The sequence below is a fragment of the Brevundimonas subvibrioides ATCC 15264 genome (genome assembly GCF_000144605.1).
GTDB classification, from domain to species: Bacteria; Pseudomonadota; Alphaproteobacteria; order Caulobacterales; family Caulobacteraceae; genus Brevundimonas; species Brevundimonas subvibrioides.
The window spans coordinates 1,849,377-1,874,638 of the sequence record NC_014375.1 but is presented as its reverse complement, the minus strand read 5'-3'; the positions used below and the strand labels follow the sequence as shown (position 1 = coordinate 1,874,638).

Genomic DNA, 25,262 nt, shown 5'->3' with positions numbered 1-25,262 from the left:
TAGGTCAAAGACCTTGTTTCGTCGCAGGCGCCCGCTCCATGCATAAAATCGTCGCTCGTCTGGCTGTCGTTTCGGCCGTCGCCGCCCTCGCCGGAGCCTGTGCGCCTGTGGTGGGCCTGCAGGGATTTCAGGTCGTCGACGTCAAACCGGCCGACATCAAGGTCGGCGAGGACACCAAGGAAACGGTCGTCGCCCAGCTGGGTTCGCCCTCGGCGGTCTCCACCTTCGAAGACAACATCTGGTACTACATCTCCCAGACGACCGAGCGGTACACCTACAACGTGCCCCAGGTGTCGCAGCGGACGGTGACCGCCATCACCTTCAACGAGACCGACGACAAGGTCGCCGAGGTCCGCAATCTGGGCCTCGAGGACGGCCAGCAGATCGCCATGGAACGGCGCGAGACGCCGACCCGCGGTCGCCAGCTGACGGTGCTGGAACAGCTGCTGGGCAACGTCGGCCGTGGCCAGCTCCCGCGCACCGAGGACAATGTCCCCGGCCAGCGCCGCCCGGACTAGACGTTCATCAGACAGAAAAAGGCCCCGGAGATCGCTCTCCGGGGCCTTTTCTTTGTTTCCTCCCCGTCGCGAAGCGATGGGGAGGTGGCAGCAAGCCCTTGAGAGCTGACGGAGGGGTTCTTCGTGCACGCAGAAGGGCCCCCTCCACCGCTTCGCGGCCCCCCTACCCATCTGCGATGGGTAGGAGAGTTGTTCGCCTAGCCGATGTTCCCGCTCGCCAGCACCGCCAGCAGCAGCAGCGCCACGATGTTGGTGATCTTGATCATCGGGTTCACGGCCGGGCCGGACGTGTCCTTGTAGGGATCGCCGACCGTATCGCCCGTCACCGCGGCCTTGTGCGCCTCGGAGCCCTTGCCGTGGACCACGCCGTTCTTGTCGGTGAAGCCCTCCTCGATCACCTTCTTGGCGTTGTCCCAGGCCCCGCCGCCCGAGGTCATCGAGACGGCCACGAACAGGCCGGTCACGATCACACCCATCAGCATGGCCCCCAGCGAGGCGAAGGCATTGGCCTTGTCCGAGATGAACAGGATCGCCACGAACAGCACGATCGGCGACAGCACCGGCAGAAGCGACGGCACGATCATCTCGCGGATCGCCGCCTTGGTCAGGATGTCGACGGCCCGGCCGTACTCCGGCTTGACCTCATAGGTCATGATGCCGGGGTTCTCGCGGAACTGGCGACGGACCTCCTCGACAACGGCCTCGGCCGCGCGGCCCACGGCCATCATCGACATCCCGCCGAACAGGAAGGGCAGCAGCCCCCCGAACAGCAGCCCGACGACGACATAGGGATTGGTCAGGTCGAAGGTGACCGCGCCCATGTTGGCGAAGAACGGATAGTCCGCCGGGTTGGCAGCGAAATACTGCAGGTCCGACGTATAGGCCGCGAACAGCACCAGCGCGCCGAGGCCCGCCGATCCGATCGCATAGCCCTTGGTCACGGCCTTGGTGGTGTTGCCTACCGCGTCCAGGGCGTCGGTGACGTGACGCACGTCCGCCGGCAGGCCCGCCATCTCGGCGATACCGCCCGCGTTGTCGGTCACGGGACCGAAGGCGTCCAGCGCCACGATCATCCCGGCCACGCCCAGCATGGTCGTGGTGGCGATGGCGATGCCGAACAGGCCCGCCAGCTGGAAGCTGACGATGATGCCGACGATGATCGTCAGGGCCGGAAGCGCGGTCGCCTCCAGCGAGACGGCCAGACCCTGGATCACATTGGTGCCGTGCCCGGAGACCGAGGCGTTGGCCACCGACCGGACGGGGCGGAAGTTGGAGCCGGTGTAGTATTCGGTGATCACCACGATGGCGGCGGTCACGGCCAGGCCCACCAGACCCGACAGGAACAGGCTCATGGGCTCGATCTGCAGGCCCCCGTTGGTCACGACCGGTCCGGTCACCAGGGTGTCGATGACCCAGTAGACCGCCCCGATGGACAGGACCCCGGTCACGATCAGACCCTGGTACAGGGCCCCCATGATGTTCTGGCTCTTGCCCAGCCGCACGAAGAACGAGCCGATGATCGAGGTCACGATGCAGATGCCGCAGATCGCCAGCGGCAGAAGCATCATCACGTCGACATAGGGCTGGCCGCGGAAGAAGATGGCCGCCAGCACCATGGTGGCGACCGTGGTCACCGCATAGGTCTCGAACAGGTCGGCGGCCATGCCGGCGCAGTCGCCGACATTGTCGCCGACGTTATCGGCGATGGTCGCGGCGTTGCGGGGATCGTCCTCGGGAATGCCGGCCTCGACCTTGCCCACCATGTCGCCGCCCACGTCGGCGCCCTTGGTGAAGATGCCGCCGCCCAGACGGGCGAAGATGGAGATCAGCGAGGCCCCGAAGCCCAGGGCGACCAGTCCGTCGATGACCTCGCGCCCCGTGGCCTCAAGCCCCAGCACCTGGGTCAGCACGGCGTAGTAGCCCGCGACGCCCAGCAGGGCTCCGCCCGCCACGAACATGCCGGTGATGGCGCCCGACCGGAAGGCCAGGTCGAGGCCCTTGGACAGGCTCTGCGACGCCGCATGGGCGGTCCGCACGTTCGCGCGGACGGAAATCAGCATGCCCGCGAACCCGGCCAGGCCGGACAGCACGGCCCCGATCACGAAGCCGACGGCGGCATAGACGCCGATCAGCAGCCAGGCGGCGATCAGGATGACCACCCCCACCATGGCGATGGTCGTGTATTGCCGGTTCAGATAGGCGGAGGCGCCTTCCTGAATGGCGGCGGCGATTTCTCGCATCTTGTCGTTGCCGGTTTCGGCCTTCATCAGACTGGCGGTCTGGACCAGCCCGTAAAGGACCCCCAGCGCACCGGCGGCTATCACTAGCCACAGATAGTTTGTCATCGGCGTTTCCATACCTAGAGCATTAGGCGCGCGGACCCTTGGCGCGGCGGGCGTTATCGCCTCTGTCCGCCTTCCGGTCCCCCCGTGCGCAGTCCGGACGCATCAGCGCGCCCTTCGGGATTTGCCCGGGAAGCTTACAACTGCGACCGGACGACGCAACCGGCCATTTCAGCGATGACGGGCGCTTCAGCCCTGCCGCATGCCCGTGCGGCGGCGCGGCGTCTGCAGCGCCACCTCGGCCCCCACGATCGAGCCCGCGCCGGAGATTCCGGGCGCGGCGCGCATCAGCATGGCGCTGATCGCCGCCGCGTCGACCACGGTCCAGTCGTTCTGGACCACGAAGGGGGTCACGTGCGCCGCCTTCACCAGGGCGTCCCGGTAATAGGGCTCCTTGGCGCGCATCAGCTCGGGGGTCTGTCCGCCGCCCAGCGTCAGCCGGATCGTCACGAAGACGTAGTTCCGGATTCGCCCGCCGACGATGATCGGCAAGCCGACGCCGGCGATGTTCAGCGACGGATTGCCCGTCGGCGCGTCCTCGGACGCGGACGCCGGGCCGGCGACCGTCGCGGCGACGGCCAGTGTTCCGAGAGCGAATAGGTTTCTGCGCAGCATGGTTCCTGTCTACGCCAGGACCGATTAGCATTCCGTTTCAGTCGTGCGTCCAGCCTGTCCGGCCCAGGGTCACGGGCTGGCCCAGATACCGGACCGAAACGCCCTTGCCGGCCACGACCTCGCCGATACGCGTCAGGCGCAGGTGCAGACGATCGGCCTCCTTCTTCAGCCGGGCCTCGTCCAGCGGATGGACCGACAGGGCGATCTCATAGTCGTCTCCGCCCGTGACCAGCGTCTCCAGCGCCGCCTGCGGATCGGTGCGGGCGTCCAGCCAGGCGTGCGCCGCGGCCGACAGGGGCGTCGCCTCCAGGTCCAGCGCGATCCCGACCCCGCTCGCGCCGGCGACATGGGCCAGATCCGCGACCAGTCCGTCCGAGACGTCCACGGCGGCGGTCGGCAACCCGCGGATCGCCGTCCCGAAATCGACGCGCGGCACGGGCCGCCGGTAGTGCTCGGCCAGGGCCGCGACGCGCTCGGGCTCCAGCGACAGCCGCCCGCGGGCCGCCTGCAGGCCCAGCCAGCCATCGCCGATCGTTCCGGTGACATAGACCGCATGGCCGGCCTTAGCACCCGACCTCGCCACCGCCTGCCCCTTCGGCACCCAGCCCAGCATCGTCACCGAGAACGACGCCGGCCCCGGGGTCGCGACAGTGTCGCCGCCCAGCAGGGCAACGCCGAAGGCGTCCTGGTCCGCCTTCAACCCGGCGGCGAAGGCCTCCCGTTCGGGCCAGCCGCAGCGGGGCGACCAGTGGCAGGCCAGCAGATAACCGAACGGCTCAGCCCCCTTGGCGGCCAGATCCGACAGGTTCACCCGCAACAGCTTCTGCGCCACCTGGTCCAGCGGATCGTCCGGCAGGAAATGCACGCCCTCGACGATGGCGTCCTTGGTCAGGACCAGGTCGAACCCGGCGCGCGACGGCAGCACGGCCACATCGTCCAGCAGGTCTCGCGCATAGTCGGGGTGCGCAAGCGGGGCCAGCAGCGTGCGGATCGTCTCGAACTCCCCCGCAGCGTCCAGCGCGGCCATGGGATCAGTCCTTTGGCCGCACGTCGCGGGCGACCCCGTCCAGGGCGGCGTTGACGAACTTGGCTTCCGCCTCGTCGAAGAAGGCCTTGGCCAGTTCGACGTATTCGTCGATCACGATTTCCTTCGGCACGTCGGTCCTGTGGGCCAGTTCCCACGCCCCGCAGCGCAGCAGCGCCCGGAGGGTGGCGTCCAGCCGCTCCAGCCGCCAGTTCGACGCCAGCCGGGCCTTCACCGAGGCATCGATCTCGCGCTGGCTCTGGATCACGCCGCGCACGACGTCGGCGAAATAGGCCTCGTCCGCCTCCGCCAGGGGTTCACCCTCGATGTCGGCGTCGAAGCGGTGATTGGAGAACTCGGTGATGACGGTCTCGACGCCCTCCCCGGCCAGTTCCATCTGATACAGGGCCTGGACGGCCGCCAGACGGGCGACGGTCCGCGCGCGCCGCTGGCGGCTGGTCAGCTGCGGCTCGGCCTGGGCGCGCTCGGTTTCGGCCAGCTGCGCCAGCACGGCCTGGATGGAGTTGGGTTCGGTCATGCCCCGAGCCCTAGGCGCAATCGCTTCTTCAAGGCAATCAGATCCAGACAGGCCCGCGCGGCCCCGCCGCCCTTGTCGCCTTCCGACCGCCGGGCCCGGGCCCAGGCCTGCGCCTCGTCCTCGACCGTCAGGATGCCGTTGCCGATGATCAGACCGTGGATGCCGAGGTTCATGATCCCCGCCGCCGATTGATCCGACACGATCTCGAAATGGTAGGTCTCGCCCCGGATGACGCAGCCCAGCGCGACATAGCCGTCATAGCGCGGGGCCGTCGGATATTTCCCGGCCTCCTGGGCCAGGGCGATCACCGGCGGCACTTCCAGCGCGCCGGGCACGGTGACCACGTCGAAGACCACGCCCCGGGCCGTCAGCGCATCCTTCGCGCCGTCCAGCAGGGCATCGGCCAGATCATCGTAGAAGCGTGCCTCGACGATCAGCACGCGAATGGGTTCGCTCAGGATTGGTCTTCTCCGTCCATGTCGCGCCAGCCGACGATGCGCAGGCCATAGCCCTCGATGGCGGCGGGCTCGGGGCGAGTCGAGGACATGACGATCATGTCCCGGACGCCGAGGTCCAGCAGGATCTGCGCCCCGACGCCGTAGTTCCGCAACGATCGATCCATGGCCGCGGGCTTGTCGACGCCCGCCAGCCGCTCTGCCAGCCCCTGCAGGGCCGGGTCGCGCAGGAACACGACCACGCCGGGGCCGTCGTGACGGGTGATCGTCTTCAGCGCATCGGGGATATAGCTCTGCCGTTCCTCGACGTGCCCGAGCAGGTCGGCAGCGAAATCCACCTGGTGCATCCGCACCAGGGTCGGCGTGTCGGGATCGATCCGGCCGTGGACCAGGGCGACGTGCTCGGCCCCCTCGATCGTGTTCCGGTACAGCATCAGGCGGAACGGTCCGCCGTGGACGCTCTCGAACGGCTGGTCCATGACCCGCTCGACGAAGCGTTCGGTGCGGCGGCGATAGGCGATCAGGTCGGCGATGGTGCCGATCTTCAGGCCGTGCAACTGGGCAAAGCCGATCAGGTCCGGCAGGCGCGCCATGGTCCCGTCGTCGTTCATGATCTCGCAGATCACGCCGGCGGGGGTCAGGCCCGCCATTCGGCTGATGTCGACGGCCGCCTCGGTGTGGCCGGTGCGGACCAGCACCCCGCCGTCGCGTGCCACCAGCGGAAAGACGTGGCCCGGCGAGACGATGTCGTCGGCCGTCTTGGTCGGGTCCGAGGCCACCTGGACCGTGCGCGCGCGATCCGCCGCGCTGATGCCGGTCGTGACCCCCTCGGCCGCCTCGATCGAGACGGTGAAGGCGGTCGCCATGCTCTCGCGGTTCTCGGCGGCCATCGGCGGCAACCGCAGCTGGCGCGCCCGGTCGGCGGTGATGGCAAGGCAGATCAGGCCGCGGGCGTGGCGGGCCATGAAATTGATCTGGTCCGGCGTGGCGAACTGGGCCGGGATGATGACGTCGCCCTCGTTCTCACGGTCCTCGGCGTCGACCAGGATATAGGGCCGGCCGTTCCGGGCATCCTCCAGGATGTCCTCGATCGGACTGATCGGGCTGTCAGGGTTGCTGGCGGCCCCAAGGGCTTGAGAGGAACTGCGCATCATGCCGTCTCCTGCCACCGCGCGAGGTATCGCGCCAGCATGTCGATCTCCAGATTGACCGGATCGCCGACCGACAGCCGGCCGAGCGTCGTCGCCTCCCAGGTGTGCGGGATGATGTTGAGCCCGAACCGCTGTCCGTCCACGCTGTTCACGGTCAGGGACACCCCGTCCACCGTGATAGACCCCTTCGCGGCGATATATCGATGCAGCGGCGCGGGCGCCTCGAGGGTCAGCCGGTGCGACCCGCCCTCCGGCGTGATCTCGACGACCGTGCCCAGCCCGTCGACGTGGCCCGAGACGATATGCCCGCCCAGCTCGTCGCCGACCTTGGTAGCGCGTTCCAGATTGACCGGCGTGCCGGTGCCCCAGCGGCCCAGCGTCGTCTTGTCCAGCGTCTCGCCCGAGACCTCGACCGCGAACCAGCCCTCGCCTTTCTCGACGACGGTCAGACAGCAGCCCGCATGGCTGATGGACGCGCCCAGGTCGATGCCCGACACGTCCCAGGCCGTCTCGACCTCGTAGCGACGGTCACGCGCCGTCTCGGCGACCGAGCGGACCCGGCCGATATCGGTGATGATGCCTGTGAACACTGCTTCAAGCCTTCTCGTAGCGTTCCCACAGGTCGTCACCCATGGGCTCCACCGCAAGGCGCCGGTAGCGCGGCGCATGCGCCAGCCGGGCCAGGGCCAGGCTCGCCACGCCCGGACGGCCGTCGCCGCCCAGTAGAATCGGGGCCCTGAACCATTCGATGGCATCCACCACGCCCGCCGTGACGAAACAGGCTGCGACCCGACCGCCGCCCTCGATCATCAGCGAGCGTACGCCCCGGGCCGACAGGGTCTCCAGCACGGCCTCGACGGTCGGACGCCCTTGGGAGTCGCCCGCCACGCGGACGATCTCGGCCTCGCCGATCACGATCGGCTCGCGGGTGGTCAGGATCAGGGTGCCGGCCCTCGCCAGCCGGGCGAACGGCGGCGTCCGCAGCCGGCTGTCCAGCACCACGCGCAGGGGATCCGCCGCCGTCTCGCCGTCCGGCAACCGGACCGTCAGCCGGGGATCGTCCGCCAGGACGGTCTCGACCCCGACCAGCACGGCGTCATGCGTGGCCCGCAGCCGATGACCCTGCTCGCGGGCCTGCGGGCCGGTGATCCACTGGCTCTCGCCCGTCGATGTGCCGATGCGCCCGTCCAGCGACGTGGCGACTTTCCAGGTGATCCGGGGCCGCATCAGGTCCTCGACGGTCCCTGGTCGTCGTCCAGACCCTCGTCGCCGAGGAACCGCGCGAAGTCGCCTGTCGCCCGGAAGTCCTTGTAGACCGAGGCGTAGCGGACATAGGCCACCTCATCGACGCCCTTCAGCGCCTTCATGATGAAGTCCCCGACGACGCTGGACGGGATCTCCGTCTCTCCCAGGCTTTCCAGCTGGCGCACGATCCGCGACACCATCTGCTCGACCTGTTCAGGCTGGATCGGACGTTTCCGCAAGGCGATGGCCAGCGACCGCTCCAGCTTGTCGCGGTCGAAGGGCGTCCGACGCCCGTTTCGCTTCAGGATCACCAGCTCGCGCAGCTGGACCCGCTCGAAGGTCGTGAACCGCCCGTTGCAGTTGGGACAGGACCGGCGACGACGGATGGCCGCGCCGTCGTCCGACGGGCGGCTGTCCTTCACCTGGCTGTCCATGTTGCCGCAGAACGGGCACTTCATTCGGTACGCCTATCCGTAGATCGGGAAGCGGCCGGTCAGTTCGCGCACCTTGCCGGCGACCTCGGCGATCACCGCCGGGTCGGCCTCGTCGCCGCCGTTCATCGAGGTCACGACGTCGGCGATCCAGTGGCCGACCGACTGGAACTCGGCCACGCCGAAGCCGCGCGTGGTGCCGGCGGGGGTGCCCAGACGCACGCCGGACGTCACGGTGAAGGGGGCGGTGTCGAACGGCACGCCGTTCTTGTTGCAGGTCATCAGGGCGTGTTCGAGCTGCAGCTCGGTGGCCTTGCCCGTCACGCCCTTGGGCCGCAGGTCGACCAGCATCAGGTGGCTGTCGGTGCCGCCCGACACGATCGCCAGACCGCGCTCGACCAGCACGGCCGCCAGGGCCTGGGCGTTCAGCACGACCTGTTTGGCATAGGCCTTGAACTCCGGCTTCAGCGCCTCGCCGAAGGCCACGGCCTTGGCGGCGATGACGTGCTCCAGCGGCCCGCCCTGCAGGCCCGGGAACACGGCCGAATTGATCTTCTTGCCGATCTCGACGTCGTTGGACAGGATCAGCCCGCCGCGCGGCCCGCGCAGCGTCTTGTGCGTCGTCGTGGTCACGATGTGGGCGTGCGGCACCGGGTTCGGATAGACGCCCCCGGCGACCAGACCCGCATAGTGGGCCATGTCCACCATCAGATAGGCCCCGACGCTGTCGGCGATCTCGCGGAAGCGGGCGAAGTCGATGTGGCGGCTATAGGCGCTGGCGCCCGCCACGATCAGCTTGGGCTTTTCCTTCAGCGCCATCTCGGCCACGTGGTCGTAGTCGATCAGGTGGGTGTCCTCGGTCACCTTGTAGGTCACCGGCCGGAACCACTTGCCGGACTGGTTGGCCGGGCTGCCGTGGGTCAGATGCCCGCCACAGGCCAGATCCATGCCCAGGAAGGTATCGCCGGGCTGCAGCAGGGCGAAGAACACGGCTTGGTTGGCCTGGGCGCCCGAGTGCGGCTGGACGTTGGCGAAGGCCGCGCCGAACAGTTGTTTGGCCCGCTCGCGCGCCAGGTCCTCGGTCACATCGACGAACTCGCAGCCGCCGTAATAGCGACGGCCCGGATAGCCCTCGGCGTATTTGTTGGTCAGCACGGACCCCTGCGCCTCCAGCACCGCCTTGGAGACGATGTTTTCGGACGCGATCAGCTCGATCTGCTCCTGCTGGCGGTGCAGCTCGCCGGTGATGGCGGCGAAGACGTCCGGATCGCTCTGCGCCAGACCGCGCGAGAAATAGGCGTCGTGGATGAAATGAGCGGTCACGGGCGGCATCCGGGGCTGGCGGAACGGGAGGGGCCCTATCTAGTCCCGCGCGTCGCTAGCCACAACATCTTGTGTCAGGACGCGGCGATCAGACGCCGGAGCTTGGCTATGGCGAGGCGCTCGACGGCCTTCGGTTCCGCGGCGGGGCCGACGGCGGTCGCCTCGACGCCGCTCGCGACGTGGACGGCCGTGACCTTGAGATAGACGCCGTTGCGAATGGCCTCGACGATCACCTCGCCGAGGTCGTCGGACATCAGGCCGCGACCGGCATCCGGGCGACGTTGCAGTGGGTCCACAGCGCGTCCATGGCGGTGACCAGCCTGTCCATCATGCCGTCGTCGTGGTTCGGCGACGGGGTGAAACGCAGCCGCTCGGTGCCCTTGGGCACGGTCGGATAGTTGATCGGCTGGACGTAGATGCCGTGGTCTTCCAGCAGCATGTCCGAGATCATCTTGGCGTGGACCGGATTGCCCACGAACACGGGCACGATGTGGCTCTCGCTGGGCATGACCGGAATGCCGGCCTCGGCGAAGCGGCGCTTCAGCGTCTCGGCCCGCTCCTGATGCGCGTCGCGCAGCTCGGGGTGCGTCTTGAGGTGGCGGACCGAGGCCAGGGCCCCGGCGGTCAGGGCCGGCGGCAGGCTGGTGGTGAAGATGAAGCCCGAGGCCCAGCTGCGCACCGCGTCCACGATCACCGCGTCGGCGGCGATATAGCCGCCCATGACGCCGATGGCCTTGCCGAGGGTGCATTCGACGATGTCGATGCCGTCCAGAACCCCGTCCCGCTCGGCCACGCCCGCGCCCGTCGCCCCGTACAGGCCGACCGCATGGACCTCGTCGAGGTAGGTCAGGGCACCGTACTTCCGCGCCAGGGCGATGGTGCCGGCCAGGTCGGCGATGTCGCCGTCCATCGAATAGACGCTCTCGAACGCCACCAGCTTGGGCGCATCGGCCGGAGCCGCCGCCAGCAGGGTCTCCAGATGCGCCAGGTCGTTGTGCAGGAACACATGCCGTTCGCAGCCGCCGTTGCGGATGCCCGCGATCATCGAGGCGTGGTTCAGGCTGTCGGAGAAGATGATCAGACCGGGCAGGATCCGCTGCAGCGTCGTCAGCGTCGCCTCATTGGCCACATAGCCCGAGGTGAACAGGAGCGCGGCTTCCTTCTGGTGCCAGGACGCCAGCTCGGCCTCCAGGTCCACCGCCGAGCGCGTCGTGCCCGAGATGTTGCGCGTACCGCCGGCCCCCGCCCCTACGGCGTCCAGCTCGGCCGACATGGCCTCCAGCACCTCGGGATGCTGGCCCATGCCCAGATAGTCGTTGGAGCACCAGATCACGCAGTCCTGCTCGGACCCGTCCTCACGCCGGCGCACGGCCTTGGGGAACTGCCCGCGCACCCGCTTCAGATCGGCGAAGACCCGGTAGCGGCCCTCGTCCCGGACCTGGTCGACAGCGGACTGGAAGGCTGAGGTGTAGTCGAACACGGTGACGGCTTTCGCGTGGCGTCGGAAACGGCGCGGTGATGCGCCGATGACACTCCAAAGTCCACACGCGGGGCAAGGCGAAATCGTCGCAAGCCCTTAATCGATAACGGTTCTCAACTAGGTCGTGGGTCGGTAGCGGACGATACACCAACCCAAATCACGTGCTGAAACCGCCGCTTCCCTGAACACGTCTTCCCGCTCCGCAAGTCGTTCTTCGGACACGATGCCAGATCGAAGCGCGTTTACTTCGCTCCAGCCGTCGGAGGACACGGCGGCGATGGCCGTCATTTCAGCGCGTTCTCGCGACTCGTCGCTGACGAGGACGTTGAAGGCGCGCCCTCCCGCCTCCGCCGAGACCTGGACGATCCAGAGCGTCGTCATGCTCAGCCCTTGGGAAGCTCATCCAGCTTGCCGCGCAGCATCTGCAGGATGCCCGAGAAGTCCCGCCCGCCGTAACCCAGCCGGTCGAACAGCTGGAACAGCGCTTCCGACTGCGCCCCCAGCGGCGTCGACGCCCCCGATTTCGCCGCCGCGTCCTGCGCCAGCTTCAGGTCCTTCAGCATCATCGCCGTGGCGAATCCGCCGTCGTAGTTCCGGTTCGACGGCGCGGTCGGCACCGGGCCCGGCCACGGATAGTAGGTCGTCACCGACCAGCTCTGGCCCGACGACTTGGCCGCGATGTCGAAGAACTTCACCGGGTCCAGCCCCAGTTTCTCGGCGAGCGCGATCGCCTCGCAGGTGCCCAGCATGGTGATGCCGAGGATCATGTTGTTGCAGATCTTGGCCGCCTGCCCGGCCCCGTGGTCCCCGGCCCGGAACGTCGCCCGGCTCATCGGTTCCAGCGCCGCCTCGATGCGTCCGAAGTCCGCCTCGTCGCACCCGACCATGAAGGCCAGGGTCCCGGCGTCCGCCGCCATCGTCCCGCCCGACACCGGCGCGTCGGCGAAGGCGTAGCCGCCCTCCCTGGCCAGGCCCGCGACCTTGCGCGCCGTGTCCACGTCGATGGTCGAACAGTCCAGCAGCAAGGCGGACGACGGGGCCACGCCGATGATCTGTTCCGAATAGACCTTCAGCACGTGGGGTCCGGCCGGCAGCATGGTGATGACCACATCGGCGTCCCGGACCGCCTCGCTCACCGAAGCGACCGGGGTGCAGCCTGCGGTGCCCGCGCGCTCCAGCGCCGCCGCCGACAGGTCGAAGGCCGCGACCGCGTGACCGGCTTTCGCTTGGTTGGCGGCCATGCCGCCGCCCATGTTGCCCAGTCCGATGAAGGCGACCTTGCTGGTCATGACGTCTCTCCCAAAAGCGATTTTTCTTTGGGGTTAGCCGCTCGGCCCGCGCCCCGCCAGACCTGTTCGGCGGGTTTCCCGATGCGACGGGATTTTCCCTTTACCGTGGGCCCATGTCAGACTGGCCTCGCAGCCCTGTCTGCGAATTCGCCTTTCACAGATCTCCGGAGACGACCTTGGCCCAGCTTGTCGTGACCTATCGCACGCCGACCGACCCCGCTGCCTTTGACGCCCACTACCGCGACGTCCATGCGCCGCTTGCCAGACAGATTCCGGGTCTGCGCCGTTTCGACCTGAGCGACGGTCCGGTCATGACGCCCGAGGGTCCATCCGACATCCACAGCATCGCCATCCTGACCTTCGACAGCCTGGCCGACCTCACCGCGGCGATGGGCAGCCCCGAGGGTCAGGCCGCCGCCGCGGATGTCGGGACCTTTGCCACCGGCGGGGCCTCGATGCAGATGTTCGAGACGCGCGAGGCCTAGTTCGGCTTCCTGAAGCGCAGCACGAACTGGTCGCTGCGGCCCCGGATCGCTTCGTCGAAGACCGACAGGCTGCGGTCGTCCTCGGGGTTGCGCACCACGTCGGTCTCGCCGTCGAAGATGAAACCCGCCGCCTCGACCTGGGCCCGCACGGACGAAGCCTCGATCCGGTGCAGGGTCCCGACGACCGACGTCCCGGCACCCGGCGCGGCCTCGTGGTCCAGAATGACGTAAAGCCCGCCCGGCTTCAGCGCCGCGAACACGGCTGCGTTCATCTTCGCCACATCGACGCCGAAGCGGTCGATGACGAAGTCATGGTATTCCTGGCCCATGAAGACGACGTCGAGCGGCTCGGGGAAACTCAGGTCCTCCAGCGCGCCGGTGACGCGGGTCACGTTGGGATAGTCGGTCGCCAGGGTGTCGCCAAAGGCGTTCTCGCGGGCCGCGGTCTGGTTCGGCACGAAGGCATAGACCCGGCCCTCGGGCCCCACGGCGCGGGCGAACAGGCGGCTGAAATAGCCCTCCTCGGGCCGCACGTCGGCGATCCGCTCGCCGCCGTCGATCCGGGCGAAGGCCAGCATCTCGGCGGGCTTCCTCAGCGGATCGCGCGCCACCTCGGTCGCGGGCCGCAGCGGGTCGGCGATGGCCAGGGCATAGTCCTGCACGACCGCCGACGACCGTTCATCCGGATCCACGGCCGTCGTCTGGCTCGCGCAGGCCGAGGTCGCCGCCAGCAGGGCCAGGGCGGAGACGGCGAGCAGGGTCGATTTCAGCATGGGGGATCCTCGAACAGCGTTGGGTGCACTTACGCGCAGGACCGCGCCGGGATGCAAGGTCGATCAGGACAGCGGCGTCCATTCCTCGCCATCCGGCAGGGGCGCGAACAGGGCCTCGATCGCGGCGTCGTCGACCTCGCCCAGGGTGGCCGGCGACCACTGCGGCGCATTGTCCTTGTCGACGATGACGGCGCGGACGCCTTCCTGGAAATCGTGGGTCCGCACGACCCGCCCACCCAGCCGGTACTCCATCGCCATCGCCTCGGCGAAGTCCGTCATCCCCCGGCCCAGCCGCAGCTGGCGCAGCGTGACCTTCAGCGACTGGGGCGACTTGGTCTTCAGGATCGCCAGCTGCGGCAGGGCCCAGTCCGACCCGTCCGCTTCCAGGGCCGCGACGATGTCCTCGACCCGGTCATGTGCGAACAGCCGGTCGATGGCCTCGCGGTGGGGGGCCAGCGGCGCGGGCCCGGCGTCGCCGGCCTGCGCTCCAACCGCCTCCGGACCGTCCGACAGCAGGGCCGCCTTCAGGGCATTCACCTGCGCCGACAGCACGAAATGCGTATGGATGCCCAGGGCCACCGTGTCGGCGGCCTTCAGCCGGGCCCCCGTCAGCGCCAGCCACGTCCCGGTCTCGCCGGGCAGGCGCGGCAGGAACCAGCTGCCGCCCACATCGGGGAACAGGCCGATGCCGGTTTCAGGCATCGCATAGGTCGTCCGCTCGGTGGCGACGCGCACACCGGCCGGCTCCGAGATCCCGACCCCGCCGCCCATGACGATCCCGTCGACGATCGCCGTCACCGGCTTGGGCCAGGTGAACAGCAGATGGTTCAGCCGATATTCCGCGTGAAAGAAGGCCTTGGCCTCGACGGCGTCGGTCGCCCCGCTCTCGGCGATCATGCGGATGTCGCCCCCGGCGCAGAACCCGCGCTCGCCCGCATGGTCGATCAGCACCGACCGGACCGCGTCGTCGTCGCGCCAGTCCAGCAGCGCCGCCGTCATGATCTCGCACATGCCCAGGTTCAGCGCGTGCAGGGCCTTCGGCCGGTTCAGGGTGATGCGGCCGACGCCGTTCTCGACGCGGGTCAGGATTTCGGGTTCGGTCACTGCCGCATCATCTCCCGCGCGGTGATCACCCGCATGATCTCATTCGTCCCTTCCAGAATCCGGTGCACCCGCAGATCCCGCACGATCCGCTCCAGCGGATAGTCCTTCAGATATCCATAGCCGCCATGCAGCTGCAGCGCCTCGTCGGCGATGTCGAAACAGGCGTCCGTCGCCATCCGCTTGGCCATGGCGCACCACTTCGTCGCCTCGGGGTGGCGCGTATCCAGCGCCCAGGCCCCGCGCAGCACCATCAGCCGCGCCGCCTCCAGCGCCGTCGCCATGTCGGCCAGCTTGAACTGGGTGTTCTGGAATTCGGCCAGCGCCTTGCCGAACTGCTTGCGGCTGGCGACGTAGGTCTGGGCCGTCTCCAGCGCCAGCCGGGCCCCGCCGATCGAACAGGCCGCGATGTTCAGCCGCCCGCCGTCCAGCCCCATCATCGCATAGCGGAACCCGTCGCCCTCCTTGCCCAGCAGGTTCGCGGCCGGCACGCGGCAGTCGTCGAACTGGACGATGGCGGTGGGCTGGCTGTTCCAGCCCATCTTCTTCTCCTGCGCGCCGAAGCTCAGGCCCGGCGTGCCCTTCTCGACCACGAAGGCCGAGATGCCCTTGGGCCCCGGCTCGCCCGTCCGCGCCATGACGACATAGACATCCGACGTCCCCGCGCCCGAGATGAAGGCCTTGGACCCATTCAGCACCCAGGTGTCGCCGTCGAGGGTCGCGCTGGTCCGCATCGCCGCCGCGTCCGACCCCGAGCCCGGCTCGGTCAGGCAGTAGGAGGCGATCAGCTCCATGGTCGCCAGACGCGGCACATAGCGCGCCCGCAGGTCGTCCGAGCCGAACCGGTCGATCATCCAGGTCGCCATGTTGTGGATCGAGATGAAGGCCGCCGTCGACACGTCGCCGCGCGACAGCTCCTCGAAGATCACCGCCGCCTCGACCCGGCCCAGCGCCATGCCGCCGTGCTCCTCGCCCGTATAGATGGCCGCGAACCCGGTCTCGGCCGCACGGCGCATGACGTCGACGGGGAAATGCTTGGTCTCGTCCCATTCGGCGCTGTGCGGGGCCAGCTCCGCGTCTGCGAAGGCGCGTGCCGCGTCCTGAATGGCGCGCTGGTCGTCGGTGAGGGCGAAATCCATGGAGTCTCCTGGGCCGTCGTTTTCTTGGGCTTCTAGCCCAAGCCGCGCGAAAGCGAACCCCTCTCCCCAAGGGCGAACGGCCGCGTCTATAAGCGTCCCATGACCCTGCCCTTCGCGCCTGCCCCCTATCCGCTCGCCCGGCCGCGCCGGCTGCGAAGCCAGCCGTGGATCCGGCGCCTGGTCGCCGAGACCACCCTGACGCCGTCCGATCTGGTCTGGCCGCTGATCGTCCACGACGGGGCCGAGGACCGCGTGCCGGTCGCCTCCATGCCCGGCGTCTTTCGCCTGTCGCCGAAGGCCGCCGCCGCCGCCGCCGTCGAGGCCCGCGATCTGGGCATCCCCATGGTCGCCCTGTTCCCCAACGTCGATCCGTCGCTGAAGGACGCGCTCGGCACCCGCGCCACCGACCCCGACGGCCTGATCCCCGACTGCATCCGCGCCATCAAGGACGCGGCCCCCGAGGTCGGCGTCATGACCGACGTGGCGCTGGACTGCTACACCGACCACGGCCACGACGGGGTGCTGGAGGACGGCCGGATCGTCAACGACACGACGCTCGAACGGCTGGCCGAACAGGCCTTCATCCACGCCCATGCCGGGGCCGACGTCGTGGCCCCCTCCGACATGATGGACGGCCGGGTCCAGGCCATCCGCGAGGCGCTGGAGGCCAACGGCTTCCACGACACCCTGATCCTCTCCTATGCGGCCAAGTTCGCCTCGGCCTTCTACGGCCCCTACCGCGACGCGGTCGGCTCCGCGAAACAGCTCAGCGGCGACAAGAAGACCTATCAGATGGACTACGCCAACGCCGACGAGGCGTTGAAAGAGGTCGCCATGGATATCGCCGAGGGGGCCGACATGGTCATGGTCAAGCCCGGGATGCCCTATCTCGACATCGTCCGGGCGGTGTCCGGGACCTTCAGACTGCCGACCTTCGCCTATCAGGTCAGCGGCGAGTACGCGATGATGCAGGCCTCCATCGCCAACGGCTGGCTGGACCAGGACCGCGCCATCCTGGAGACCCTCCACGGCTTCAAGCGCGCGGGCTGCGCGGGCGTGCTCAGCTATTTCGCGCCCCAGGCGGCGAGGCTGCTGGGATGATCCGCCGCGCCATTCTCGGGCTCGCCGTCGCCTTGGTGTGGCCCGCCCTGGCGATGGCCCAGGACGCGGCCGTCGCCCCCCTGCCCCGCGTCGCGCTGGAGACCTCCGCCGGACGGATCGTCATCGAGGTCGAGACCGGAAAGGCCCCGATCACCGCCGCCAACTTCCTGCGCTACGTCGACGAGCACCGGCTGGACGGCACCACCTTCTACCGCGCCATGCAGGCCGGACCGGGTACCGGCCTGGTCCAGGGCGGGGTGAACAACGATCCCGACCGGATCCTGCCGCCGATCGCCCACGAGCCGACCACGCAGACCGGTCTCAGCCACATCGACGGCGCGGTCGCCATGGCCCGCTACGCGCCGGGCACGGCCACCGGCGACTTCTTCGTCTCGGTCGGGCCGACCCCGTCCTATGACGCCGGCCGCCCGTTCTCGGTCGATCCCGACGGCTTCGCCGTGTTCGGCCGCGTGGTGGAGGGGATGGAGATCGTCCGCGCCATCCTGGCGGCCCCGACCTCGCCCACCGAGGGCGAGGGCTTCATGCGGGGCCAGATGCTGGACCCGAAGATCGTCATCAGCCGGGCCGCGCGCGCGACGGAGCCCTGACCGGCGGACCACCGATTGTGAATTTATTCCTACGTCGGTCTTGCGGCGTAGCCGGAGGCACCCCAGATGTACGCTCGCCGATGACGCACACCACAGCGCCCTGCGTTCCGAGCACAATATTCTTTCGGAACAATGATCTGGACGCCCAAGGTCATAGCGTGTGTCAGGCGTTGCACCTTTTGGACCCGGTTTTTTCGAGTCCAATCAGGGTCGGGCCTCAGGCCTACGAGGACGGTCCCGGTGTCTGCAGCCGCGCCGCCAGGCTGGACGTGTCCCAACGGTTCCCGCCCATGGCCTGGACCTCGGCGTAGAACTGATCGACCAGCGCCGTCAGCGCCAGCCGCGCGCCGTTGGCCCGCGCCTCGTCCAGCACCAGCCCCAGGTCCTTGCGCATCCAGTCGACGGCGAAACCGAACGCGAACTCGCCCTTCGCCGCCGTCTTCCAGCGGTTGTCCATCTGCCAGGACTGGGCCGCGCCCTTGGAGATGGCGTCATAGGCCGCGTCGGTGTCCAGCCCCGCGACCTGGGCGAAATGCACTGCCTCGGCCAGACCCTGGACCACGCCGGCGATGGCGATCTGGTTGACCATCTTGGTCAGCTGCCCCGCACCCGACGGCCCCATGTGCTGGATCGCCTTGGAATAGGCCATGACCGCCGGGCGCGCCGTCTCCAGCGCCGCCGCGTCTCCGCCCGCCATGACGCTCAGCTGGCCGTTCTCGGCCCCCGCCTGACCGCCAGACACCGGCGCGTCGAGGAAGGCCAGGCCGTGCACGGCGCACAGCGCCGCCATCTCGCGCGCGATCTTCGCCGAGGTCGTGGTGTGATCGACCACCACCGCGCCCCGGGGCAGCACCGCGACCGCCTCGGTCACGACCTGACGCACGTCCTCGTCCTTGCCGACGCACAGGATCAGCAGATCGGCACCTTCCGCCGCCGCCGCCACGGTCGCCGCGAACCGCCCGCCGTGCGCCCCGGCCCAGGCTTGCGCCTTGTCCGCCGAGCGGTTGTAGCCGGCGACGTCGTGGCCCGCCGCCACCAGATGGCGCGCCATCGGCCCGCCCATGACGCCCAGTCCGACGAACCCGATCTTCATGCGTCCCCCGCCGTGCCGTACCCGCCCCGGAAGTAGGTCAGGGTCGGGCCGTCGGCGGCCTCGAAGGCCTCGACCTCCCCGACGATGATCAGATGGTCGCCCATCTGCACCCGGTCATGGGTCCGGCAGTCGAAGCGCGCGACGGCCCCCGACAGGCGCGGGGGTGCATTGCCGACCCTCTGGTACTCGCCCTCGGACAGCAGGCCGACGCCCTTGGCGAACCGGTTGGACAGGGCCTGCGACCCCGCGTCCAGCACGTGGATGGAAAAGGTCTCGGCCGCCGAGAACGGTGCCCACCGCTCGGACTTCTCGTCCAGGCACCATAGCACCAGCCGGGGTGTCAGCGAGACGGAGGTGAAGGAGTTGATCGTGATGCCCAGCGGCCCGGCGGCGCTGTCGGCGGTCACGACACAGACGCCGGTCGCGAACGCGCCCAGCGCGCGGCGATACTCGGCTGCGTCCGCCTTGCGGACCGCTTCTTCTGGCAGGGGTTCAAGGCTCACATGCCGGACCTAGGCGAGGCTCGCCCGCGAGGCAACCGGACCTTCGACGGCGCGGCATACATTTCGTCGCAGGGCGACAGGGTCTAGACTGCCCCAATGACGCCGTCCGAACTCCACGCCATGGTCCTCACCTTTCCGGAAACCCAGACCGGGACGTCCTACGGGATGCCGTCGTACAAGGCGGCGGGCAAGTTCTTCACGCGCCTCCGGGCCGAGGACGACAGCATCGTCGTCTATGTCGACGGCCTCGACCACCGCGACATGCTGATGGAGGCCGAGCCCGAGACCTTCCACATCACGGACCATTATCGCGGCTATCCGGTCGTCCTCGCGCGGCTGGCGACCGTCGATCCGGCCTGGCTGCGCAAGACGCTGGAAAAGCGGTGGCTGAAGGTCGTCCCCAAACGCCTGTCCAGGGCCTACGCCCCACCCGCTTGACCTTCCCCGACGTCACCGTGTCACGTTCGTTTTAATACAGGACGGACTCCGGGGGGCGGCATGTCTGACATCAATGCGCAGGACGTCGTCGCCGTCGCCGCAGACGGCTATCGGCTGTCCGCACGCCTGATCACGGGGCCCTCTCCGACCCACGCGGTCCTCGTCACCTCCGGTACCGGCTTTCCGAAAGGCTTCTACGAGCGGTTCGCCCGCCACCTCGCCGCCCGCGGTGCGATCGTCCTGACCCACGACATGCGCGGCATCGGCAGCTCGCGTCCCGACGATCTCGCCGCGATGCGCATGACCTACGAGGACTGGGGGCGTCTGGACATGCCCGCCGCGCTCGAGGCCCTGACCGCCGCCGCACCGGGCCTGCCGGTGGTCCACGTCGGCCACAGCGTGGGCGGCCATTTCGCCGGCTTCATGCCGAACCATGCGAAGATCGCGCGCCACGCCTTCGTCGCCGTCGGCTCGGGCTACTGGCGCAAGCACCCCATCCGCTACAATCCGGTCGAGCTGTTCTTCTGGTGGATGTACGGACCCTACAGCCTCGCCCGGCACGGCTACATCAGGGGCGGGAAGCTGTGGCGCGGGGCCGACCTGCCGCGCGGTGTCTTCATCCCCTGGCGGCGCTGGTGCCACGACCCGGCCTATTTCGGCGCGCGCCTCCTGGACGAGCTGAAACCCAATCATTTCGTGGAGGTCACCGCCCCCATCCGCTCCTGGATCTTCACCGATGACCCGATCGCCAACCCCCGGACAGGGGCCGACATGCTCGCGGTCTATCCCGGCGCGCCCGGCGAGCTGGTCATCCGCACGCCGGCCGAACAGGGCGTGCCCCGCATCGGCCACGAAGGCGCGTTCCGGCGGGGCATGGAGCCCCTGTGGGACGAGATCTTCGACTGGCTGAGGCAGGCCTGACTGGCGAACCGGGCGGACGGCCCCATATCGGACGTTCCCGATCCGTAGCCCGAGCGTCCCCATGACCAACCCCCAGCTGTCCCTGACCGTCGATGGCCTGACCATCCCGCAACTCGGCTTCGGCACCTGGCAGCTGGAACCCGCGGACGCCCGCCGCATGGTCGCCGAGGCCCTGCGCATCGGCTATCGCCACATCGACACGGCCTGGATCTACAAGAACGAGGCCGCGGTCGGCGACGGCATTCGCGATTCGGGCGTGGCCCGAGAGGACATCTGGCTGACGACCAAGATCTGGACCGCCCATTTCGAGCGGGACGCCCTGCTGCGCCAGGCCGAGGAATCGGCGCGTAACCTCGGCTTCACGCCCGACCTGCTGCTGCTGCACTGGCCCAAGGCGAAGCCGACCTTCGCCGAGACGATCGGGGCGCTGAACGAGGCCAAGGATCAGGGCCTCACCCGCGCCATCGGCCTGTCCAACTTCCCCTCCGGCCAGTTCCGCGAGGCCCAGCGCCTGTCGCCCGCCCGCCTCGTCACCAACCAGGTCGAATACCACCCCTACCTGTCGCTCAAGACCCTGCGCGACACCGCGGCCGAGCTGGGCTCGTCGATCACGGCCTGGTCACCCCTGGCCCAGGGCAAGATCTCGGATGACGAGGTCATCGGCCAGATTGCCAGCGCCCACGGCAAGACCGCCGGCCAGGTCACCCTGCGCTGGCTGGTGCAACAGGGCGTCATCGCCATCCCCCGCACCACCAAGGCCGAGCGCGCCGCCGAGAACTTCGACATCTGGGACTTCCAGCTGTCCGACAACGATATGGCCCGCATCCATGCGCTGAACCGCGCCGACGGGCGGCTGGGCGACTGGCTCGACAAGGATTTCCAGTGGGATAAGGTCTGACCTGCAAAGCAGGCCGAACGGCCGCAACCAGGAAGCGACCATGGGTTCCGTTCACGGTTTTCCCGGCATCGATCCCGCCGATGCGGCCATCGGGGCGCGGCTTAAACGCTGGCGAGAGGCGCGCGGCATGGACGTCGACACGGTCGCCGCCGCCCTCAAGATCACCCCCGAGGAAGAACGTCGGGCCGAAGCCGGTCGCGCGCACCTGACGTCCTTGCAGCTGGCCGCGGCCACGCACCGTCTGCGCCTGCCCATGTGGGCCCTGGTCTCGGACAGCCGCGCCTACTGACGGGGCAAGGCGCGACCGGCCGCCCGCAAAGCTAACGATTCCTTAGCTGCCTCGACCGACCCTGCGGTCCGTGCGCCCCGCCCTCGAGTCACCCCCGGCCGAAGACCCCGCGCCGCCCCTGTGGGAGCGGGCGGCGGCGATGTTCGTGGTCATCATGCTCACGGGTGCCTTCGTCGGCCCGGTCTTCGCTCCGACCCAGGCCGAGACCCCGATCCTGCGGCTGATCTGGCTGCCGGTCTATGCGATCATCATCGCCCTGGTGGCCCTGCGCGCCGACAGGGTCGCTCGTGCCTGGCCCGCCCTGCTGATGGTGCTGGCCCTCGTGCTCCACGCCTATGCCTCGAAATACTGGTCGATCGACGCGGAGACGACGGCGCGCCGCGTGCTGGCCATGGGCATGGCCTCGGTCTTCGCCGTCTATCTGGGCGTCGTGTTCCGGGGCGTGCACCTGCCGCGCCTGCTGATGGGCATGGGCCTGATCCTGGGCGTCGGCAGTCTGGTCTTCGTCTTCGCCTTCCCCGCCATCGGCGTCCACCACGGTGACAACGACGGCCTGTGGCGCGGCCTGTGGTACGAGAAGAACCAGATGGGCGGCATCATGGTTGCGGGTGCCGCCGCCAGCGCCGCCTGTCTGGCCTCCGAACAGACCCGACATCGGTGGCTGCCCTTCATCGCCCTGCTGGTCACCACCCTGCTGGTCCTGGCGACCCAGTCCAAGACCTCCCTGCTGTGCCTGTTGCTGGCGGTGGGCCTCATCGCGGGCCTGTGGGCCATGCGGCGCGGCGGGGCGGCCTTCTCGGTCGTGGCCATCTGGGTCGGCGTGGTCCTGATCGCCACCGGCACCTATGTCTTCATCACCGAACCCGCTGTCGTCCTGAAGGCGCTGGGCAAGGACCCCTCCCTGACCGGCCGCACCGACATCTGGGTCAGCCTGATGCACAAGGTCTCGGTCCATCCCTGGACCGGCTATGGCTACCAGGCTTTCTGGGGCCGCGAGTCCGTGCCCGCCATGTTCGTGCGCGCCGAAACCGGCTGGCCGGTCCCGTCCGCCCACAACGGCTGGATCGACCTGCTGGTCCAGCTGGGCTGGCCGGGCGCGGTCGCCGTCGGGATCGTCGTCGCCGTCGGCTTCTTCGGCTCGGTCTCCCGCGTCGCGACCGACGGTCCGAAAGAGGGCTGGTGGGCGCTGGGATACTTCCTCGCCTTCCTGCTGCTCAGCCTGTCCGAGAGCGTCCTGCTCAGCCACGCCAACCTGCCCTGGGTGCTGATGCTGGCCATCGTCGCCCGGGCGACGGCCTTCGCCCCCGACACGTCGCGCGTTCCGCTTGCTCCGGCCGCGCGCGGGGCCTACCAGCAGCGACCCCGAATCGCCGCACACTCAGCCCATGCCCGCCAACGCGCCGTCCCTGTTCGATGACATCCCCGAGGCCCCCAAGCCTGCGGCTCCCCCGCCCGCGCCTGAACCCTCGCTGAAGCCACAAGCGGCGAGCGCGCCCGTCGCGCCGGCGGCCGTCACGCCTCCGCCCGCGCCCGGCTCCTATTCCGCCTCGTCCATCGAGGTGCTCGAGGGCCTCGAGCCCGTCCGCAAACGCCCCGGCATGTACATCGGCGGCACCGACGAGCGGGCCCTGCACCACCTGTTCGCCGAGGTGCTCGACAACGCGATGGACGAGGCCGTGGCCCGCCATGCCAAGCTGATCACCGTCGATCTGGACGCCGAGGGTTTCCTCTCGGTGCGGGACGACGGGCGCGGCATTCCCGTCGACCCCCACCCCAAACACCCGGGCAAGTCGGCGCTGGAGGTGGTCATGACCGTCCTCCATTCCGGCGGGAAGTTCTCCGGCAAGGCCTATGAGACCTCCGGCGGCCTGCACGGCGTCGGGGTCTCGGTCGTCAACGCCCTGTCAGACCGGCTGGACGTCACCGTCTGGCGCGACGGCTTCGAGTGGAAACAGTCGTTCAGCCGGGGCCTGCCGCTGGGCTCCATCGAACAGGTCCAGCCCTCGAAGAAGAAGGGCACCCTGATCCGCTTCCATCCGGACGCCGAGATCTTCGGCGTCGGCGCGGCCTTCAAGCCGGCGCGCCTGTTCCGCATGGCCCGGTCCAAGGCCTATCTGTTCCGCGGCGTCGAGATCAAATGGACCTGTGCGCCCGACCGCATCACCGATGCGACGCCGGAGACCGCGACCTTCCACTTCCCGAACGGGCTTGCGGATGCCCTGGCCGAACGGATCGGCGAACTGGAGACGGTCACCCCGACCTTCTCGGGCCGCGTTGAACGCAAGGGCGAGGCCGGGGCCGTGGAATGGGCCGTGGCCTGGTCCCCGATCGGCTTCGGCGAGGCTGACGGCTTCGTCCAGTCCTACTGCAACACCGTCGCGACCCCCGACGGGGGCACGCACGAGGCGGGCTTCCGCGCCGCCCTCGTGCGCGGCCTCAAGGCCTATGGCGAACTGACCCACGAGAAGCGCGCGGTCCAGATTACGGCCGAGGACGTCATCGCCAACGCCGGGGCCATGATCTCGGTCTTCATTCGCAACCCCGAGTTCCAGGGCCAGACCAAGGATCGGCTGTCTTCCAGCGAAGGCCAGCGCCTGGTCGAGGCCCTGCTGCGCGATCCGCTGGACCACTGGCTGACCGAGAACCCCAAACAGGCCAACGTCCTGCTGGGCTTCATCATCGAGCGTGCCGAGGACCGCCTGCGCCGCAGGAAGGACAAGGAGGTCCAGCGCGCCCAGGCCACCCGCAAGCTGCGCCTGCCCGGCAAGCTGTCGGACTGCTCGCGCCAGTCGGCCAACGGCACCGAACTGTTCATCGTCGAGGGCGATTCGGCCGGCGGCTCGGCCAAACAGGCGCGCGACCGCACCACCCAGGCCATCCTGCCCCTGCGCGGCAAGATCCTGAACGTGGCCAATGCCACGGCGGACAAGCTGCGCGCCAATATCGAGCTCAGCGACCTGACCCTGGCGCTCGGCGTCACGACCGGCCCGCGCTTCCATATCGACCAGCTGCGCTACGAGCGGATCGTGATCATGACGGACGCCGACGTCGACGGCGCCCACATCGCCGCCCTGCTGATCACCTTCTTCTACCGCTCCATGCCCGAGGTGATCCGTCAGGGTCGCCTGTTCATGGCCCTGCCGCCGCTCTATCGCCTGTCCGCCGGTCCCCTGTCGGAATATGCCCGCGACGAGGCCCACCGTGACGAGCTGATGGCCACGGTGTTCAAGGGCAAGAAGGTCGAGCTGGGCCGGTTCAAGGGTCTCGGCGAGATGATGGCCTCCCAGCTCAAGGAGACCACCATGGATCCGAAGAAGCGGACCCTGGCCCGCGTCACCCTGCCCGAGAGCGAGAACGACATCGAGGATCTGGTCGAGCGGCTGATGGGCAAGAAGGCCGACGCCCGCTTCCGCTTCATCCAGGACAACGCCCAGTTCGCGGTCGCCGATCTGGACGTCTAGGCCGGAGCGCCGATCGTCTGCGCCCCCTCCGACGCCAGCGC

29 protein-coding genes are annotated in these 25,262 nt (G+C 68.9%); 10 read left to right on the top strand and 19 right to left on the bottom strand.

Translation table 11 applies throughout. From position 1 onward, the window contains the following. Window positions 1–38 precede the first annotated feature (38 nt). Window positions 39–518 (top strand): outer membrane protein assembly factor BamE, encoded by a 480-nt coding sequence (locus BRESU_RS09375; protein WP_013269305.1) that lies wholly within the window; start codon window positions 39–41, stop codon window positions 516–518. A gap of 197 nt (window positions 519–715) precedes the next feature. Here BRESU_RS09375 and BRESU_RS09370 read toward each other — a convergent pair whose 3' ends face one another. The 14 genes from BRESU_RS09370 to mmsB all read right to left on the bottom strand — a co-directional run bounded on the left by BRESU_RS09370 (window position 716) and on the right by mmsB (window position 12,432). Then, complete coding sequence (locus tag BRESU_RS09370; protein ID WP_013269304.1) at window positions 716–2,863, bottom strand: sodium-translocating pyrophosphatase; 2,148 nt, start codon at window positions 2,861–2,863, stop codon at window positions 716–718. A gap of 186 nt (window positions 2,864–3,049) precedes the next feature. Beyond that, complete coding sequence (locus tag BRESU_RS09365) at window positions 3,050–3,475, bottom strand: hypothetical protein (RefSeq protein ID WP_013269303.1); 426 nt, start codon at window positions 3,473–3,475, stop codon at window positions 3,050–3,052. 37 nt (window positions 3,476–3,512) lie between these two features. Next, entirely contained in the window at window positions 3,513–4,502 is a 990-nt protein-coding gene (gene thiL / locus BRESU_RS09360) for a thiamine-phosphate kinase (RefSeq protein WP_013269302.1), read from the bottom strand. A 4-nt stretch (window positions 4,503–4,506) separates the two neighbouring features. Then, window positions 4,507–5,037 carry a transcription antitermination factor NusB gene (nusB, locus tag BRESU_RS09355; protein WP_013269301.1) on the bottom strand — a complete coding sequence of 177 codons (531 nt, stop codon included), beginning with the start codon at window positions 5,035–5,037 and terminating at the stop codon, window positions 4,507–4,509. Continuing rightward, window positions 5,034–5,477, bottom strand: a complete 444-nt coding sequence (gene ribH / locus BRESU_RS09350) for a 6,7-dimethyl-8-ribityllumazine synthase (protein ID WP_013269300.1) — start codon at window positions 5,475–5,477, stop codon at window positions 5,034–5,036. Before ribH ends, nusB begins: the two co-directional genes overlap by 4 nt. Window positions 5,478–5,491: 14 nt before the next feature. Then, window positions 5,492–6,646, bottom strand: coding sequence for a 3,4-dihydroxy-2-butanone-4-phosphate synthase (ribB, locus tag BRESU_RS09345; protein WP_013269299.1), 1,155 nt, complete (start codon window positions 6,644–6,646; stop codon window positions 5,492–5,494). Beyond that, window positions 6,643–7,233 carry a riboflavin synthase gene (locus BRESU_RS09340; protein ID WP_013269298.1) on the bottom strand — a complete coding sequence of 197 codons (591 nt, stop codon included), beginning with the start codon at window positions 7,231–7,233 and terminating at the stop codon, window positions 6,643–6,645. The genes ribB and BRESU_RS09340 overlap by 4 nt, the downstream gene beginning before the upstream one ends. Window positions 7,234–7,237: 4 nt before the next feature. Then, the gene (locus BRESU_RS09335) at window positions 7,238–7,870 is read right to left on the bottom strand and encodes a RibD family protein (protein WP_013269297.1); all 633 of its coding nucleotides are present in this window, start codon (window positions 7,868–7,870) and stop codon (window positions 7,238–7,240) included. Next, the gene (nrdR, locus tag BRESU_RS09330) at window positions 7,870–8,346 is read right to left on the bottom strand and encodes a transcriptional regulator NrdR (RefSeq protein WP_013269296.1); all 477 of its coding nucleotides are present in this window, start codon (window positions 8,344–8,346) and stop codon (window positions 7,870–7,872) included. The genes BRESU_RS09335 and nrdR overlap by 1 nt, the downstream gene beginning before the upstream one ends. A 9-nt stretch (window positions 8,347–8,355) precedes the next feature. Further along, window positions 8,356–9,651: a serine hydroxymethyltransferase gene (glyA, locus tag BRESU_RS09325; protein ID WP_013269295.1), complete on the bottom strand. Its 1,296-nt coding sequence runs from the start codon at window positions 9,649–9,651 to the stop codon at window positions 8,356–8,358. A 65-nt stretch (window positions 9,652–9,716) separates the two neighbouring features. Continuing rightward, window positions 9,717–9,896, bottom strand: coding sequence for a DUF6898 family protein (locus BRESU_RS09320; RefSeq protein WP_013269294.1), 180 nt, complete (start codon window positions 9,894–9,896; stop codon window positions 9,717–9,719). Then, window positions 9,896–11,122 (bottom strand): 5-aminolevulinate synthase, encoded by a 1,227-nt coding sequence (gene hemA / locus BRESU_RS09315; RefSeq protein ID WP_013269293.1) that lies wholly within the window; start codon window positions 11,120–11,122, stop codon window positions 9,896–9,898. The genes BRESU_RS09320 and hemA overlap by 1 nt, the downstream gene beginning before the upstream one ends. A gap of 117 nt (window positions 11,123–11,239) precedes the next feature. After that, window positions 11,240–11,503, bottom strand: coding sequence for a hypothetical protein (locus BRESU_RS09310; protein WP_013269292.1), 264 nt, complete (start codon window positions 11,501–11,503; stop codon window positions 11,240–11,242). A 2-nt stretch (window positions 11,504–11,505) separates the two neighbouring features. After that, entirely contained in the window at window positions 11,506–12,432 is a 927-nt protein-coding gene (gene mmsB, locus BRESU_RS09305; protein ID WP_280990780.1) for a 3-hydroxyisobutyrate dehydrogenase, read from the bottom strand. Window positions 12,433–12,587: 155 nt separating this feature from the next. Here mmsB and BRESU_RS09300 point away from each other — a divergent pair, with 155 nt between their 5' ends. Then, the gene (locus tag BRESU_RS09300) at window positions 12,588–12,896 is read left to right on the top strand and encodes an EthD family reductase (RefSeq protein WP_013269290.1); all 309 of its coding nucleotides are present in this window, start codon (window positions 12,588–12,590) and stop codon (window positions 12,894–12,896) included. Here the strand turns inward: BRESU_RS09300 and BRESU_RS09295 are convergent. The 3 genes from BRESU_RS09295 to BRESU_RS09285 form a co-directional block, all read right to left on the bottom strand. Beyond that, window positions 12,893–13,669, bottom strand: a complete 777-nt coding sequence (locus BRESU_RS09295) for a class I SAM-dependent methyltransferase (protein ID WP_013269289.1) — start codon at window positions 13,667–13,669, stop codon at window positions 12,893–12,895. The two genes, BRESU_RS09300 and BRESU_RS09295, sit on opposite strands and share 4 nt — an antisense overlap. 63 nt (window positions 13,670–13,732) lie before the next feature. Further along, the gene (locus tag BRESU_RS09290; protein ID WP_013269288.1) at window positions 13,733–14,773 is read right to left on the bottom strand and encodes an enoyl-CoA hydratase/isomerase family protein; all 1,041 of its coding nucleotides are present in this window, start codon (window positions 14,771–14,773) and stop codon (window positions 13,733–13,735) included. Beyond that, window positions 14,770–15,909, bottom strand: coding sequence for an isobutyryl-CoA dehydrogenase (locus BRESU_RS09285; protein ID WP_013269287.1), 1,140 nt, complete (start codon window positions 15,907–15,909; stop codon window positions 14,770–14,772). Before BRESU_RS09285 ends, BRESU_RS09290 begins: the two co-directional genes overlap by 4 nt. 99 nt (window positions 15,910–16,008) lie before the next feature. Between BRESU_RS09285 and hemB the strand changes: the two genes are divergently transcribed. Together hemB and BRESU_RS09275 are read left to right on the top strand one after the other, a co-directional pair. After that, entirely contained in the window at window positions 16,009–17,010 is a 1,002-nt protein-coding gene (gene hemB / locus BRESU_RS09280) for a porphobilinogen synthase (protein ID WP_013269286.1), read from the top strand. After that, the gene (locus BRESU_RS09275) at window positions 17,007–17,618 is read left to right on the top strand and encodes a peptidylprolyl isomerase (RefSeq protein WP_013269285.1); all 612 of its coding nucleotides are present in this window, start codon (window positions 17,007–17,009) and stop codon (window positions 17,616–17,618) included. Before hemB ends, BRESU_RS09275 begins: the two co-directional genes overlap by 4 nt. 223 nt (window positions 17,619–17,841) lie before the next feature. Here BRESU_RS09275 and BRESU_RS09270 read toward each other — a convergent pair whose 3' ends face one another. Further along, window positions 17,842–18,711 (bottom strand): NAD(P)-dependent oxidoreductase, encoded by an 870-nt coding sequence (locus tag BRESU_RS09270; RefSeq protein ID WP_013269284.1) that lies wholly within the window; start codon window positions 18,709–18,711, stop codon window positions 17,842–17,844. Next, on the bottom strand, window positions 18,708–19,214 hold the full coding sequence (locus BRESU_RS09265; RefSeq protein WP_013269283.1) for a flavin reductase family protein: 507 nt from the start codon (window positions 19,212–19,214) through the stop codon (window positions 18,708–18,710). Before BRESU_RS09265 ends, BRESU_RS09270 begins: the two co-directional genes overlap by 4 nt. 96 nt (window positions 19,215–19,310) lie before the next feature. Between BRESU_RS09265 and BRESU_RS09260 the strand changes: the two genes are divergently transcribed. From BRESU_RS09260 to parE, 6 genes are all read left to right on the top strand, one after another. Next, window positions 19,311–19,652 carry an MmcQ/YjbR family DNA-binding protein gene (locus BRESU_RS09260; protein WP_013269282.1) on the top strand — a complete coding sequence of 114 codons (342 nt, stop codon included), beginning with the start codon at window positions 19,311–19,313 and terminating at the stop codon, window positions 19,650–19,652. A gap of 60 nt (window positions 19,653–19,712) precedes the next feature. After that, entirely contained in the window at window positions 19,713–20,573 is an 861-nt protein-coding gene (locus tag BRESU_RS09255) for an alpha/beta hydrolase family protein (RefSeq protein ID WP_013269281.1), read from the top strand. Between the two features lie 61 nt (window positions 20,574–20,634). Next, window positions 20,635–21,471: an aldo/keto reductase gene (locus tag BRESU_RS09250; RefSeq protein ID WP_013269280.1), complete on the top strand. Its 837-nt coding sequence runs from the start codon at window positions 20,635–20,637 to the stop codon at window positions 21,469–21,471. Window positions 21,472–21,511: 40 nt separating this feature from the next. Beyond that, a complete protein-coding gene (locus tag BRESU_RS09245; protein WP_013269279.1) occupies window positions 21,512–21,760 on the top strand; it encodes a RodZ family helix-turn-helix domain-containing protein in 249 nt (82 codons plus the stop codon). Window positions 21,761–21,830: 70 nt separating this feature from the next. Further along, on the top strand, window positions 21,831–23,177 hold the full coding sequence (locus BRESU_RS09240; protein ID WP_013269278.1) for an O-antigen ligase family protein: 1,347 nt from the start codon (window positions 21,831–21,833) through the stop codon (window positions 23,175–23,177). Then, window positions 23,146–25,221 (top strand): DNA topoisomerase IV subunit B, encoded by a 2,076-nt coding sequence (parE, locus tag BRESU_RS09235; RefSeq protein WP_013269277.1) that lies wholly within the window; start codon window positions 23,146–23,148, stop codon window positions 25,219–25,221. Before BRESU_RS09240 ends, parE begins: the two co-directional genes overlap by 32 nt. Window positions 25,222–25,262: the final 41 nt, after the last annotated feature.

Excerpts from the sequence above, each read along its gene's own strand:
- BRESU_RS09375 (WP_013269305.1), top strand. The coding sequence starts at position 39 with ATGCATAAAATCGTCGCTCGTCTGGCTGTCGTTTCGGCCGTCGCCGCC.
- BRESU_RS09370 (WP_013269304.1), bottom strand. The coding sequence starts at position 2,863 with ATGACAAACTATCTGTGGCTAGTGATAGCCGCCGGTGCGCTGGGGGTC.
- BRESU_RS09365 (WP_013269303.1), bottom strand. The coding sequence starts at position 3,475 with ATGCTGCGCAGAAACCTATTCGCTCTCGGAACACTGGCCGTCGCCGCG.
- thiL (WP_013269302.1), bottom strand. The coding sequence starts at position 4,502 with ATGGCCGCGCTGGACGCTGCGGGGGAGTTCGAGACGATCCGCACGCTG.
- nusB (WP_013269301.1), bottom strand. The coding sequence starts at position 5,037 with ATGACCGAACCCAACTCCATCCAGGCCGTGCTGGCGCAGCTGGCCGAA.
- ribB (WP_013269299.1), bottom strand. The coding sequence starts at position 6,646 with ATGATGCGCAGTTCCTCTCAAGCCCTTGGGGCCGCCAGCAACCCTGAC.
- BRESU_RS09335 (WP_013269297.1), bottom strand. The coding sequence starts at position 7,870 with ATGCGGCCCCGGATCACCTGGAAAGTCGCCACGTCGCTGGACGGGCGC.
- nrdR (WP_013269296.1), bottom strand. The coding sequence starts at position 8,346 with ATGAAGTGCCCGTTCTGCGGCAACATGGACAGCCAGGTGAAGGACAGC.
- glyA (WP_013269295.1), bottom strand. The coding sequence starts at position 9,651 with ATGCCGCCCGTGACCGCTCATTTCATCCACGACGCCTATTTCTCGCGC.
- BRESU_RS09320 (WP_013269294.1), bottom strand. The coding sequence starts at position 9,896 with ATGTCCGACGACCTCGGCGAGGTGATCGTCGAGGCCATTCGCAACGGC.
- BRESU_RS09310 (WP_013269292.1), bottom strand. The coding sequence starts at position 11,503 with ATGACGACGCTCTGGATCGTCCAGGTCTCGGCGGAGGCGGGAGGGCGC.
- BRESU_RS09295 (WP_013269289.1), bottom strand. The coding sequence starts at position 13,669 with ATGCTGAAATCGACCCTGCTCGCCGTCTCCGCCCTGGCCCTGCTGGCG.
- BRESU_RS09285 (WP_013269287.1), bottom strand. The coding sequence starts at position 15,909 with ATGGATTTCGCCCTCACCGACGACCAGCGCGCCATTCAGGACGCGGCA.
- hemB (WP_013269286.1), top strand. The coding sequence starts at position 16,009 with ATGACCCTGCCCTTCGCGCCTGCCCCCTATCCGCTCGCCCGGCCGCGC.
- BRESU_RS09275 (WP_013269285.1), top strand. The coding sequence starts at position 17,007 with ATGATCCGCCGCGCCATTCTCGGGCTCGCCGTCGCCTTGGTGTGGCCC.
- BRESU_RS09270 (WP_013269284.1), bottom strand. The coding sequence starts at position 18,711 with ATGAAGATCGGGTTCGTCGGACTGGGCGTCATGGGCGGGCCGATGGCG.
- BRESU_RS09260 (WP_013269282.1), top strand. The coding sequence starts at position 19,311 with ATGACGCCGTCCGAACTCCACGCCATGGTCCTCACCTTTCCGGAAACC.
- BRESU_RS09255 (WP_013269281.1), top strand. The coding sequence starts at position 19,713 with ATGTCTGACATCAATGCGCAGGACGTCGTCGCCGTCGCCGCAGACGGC.
- BRESU_RS09250 (WP_013269280.1), top strand. The coding sequence starts at position 20,635 with ATGACCAACCCCCAGCTGTCCCTGACCGTCGATGGCCTGACCATCCCG.
- BRESU_RS09245 (WP_013269279.1), top strand. The coding sequence starts at position 21,512 with ATGGGTTCCGTTCACGGTTTTCCCGGCATCGATCCCGCCGATGCGGCC.
- parE (WP_013269277.1), top strand. The coding sequence starts at position 23,146 with ATGCCCGCCAACGCGCCGTCCCTGTTCGATGACATCCCCGAGGCCCCC.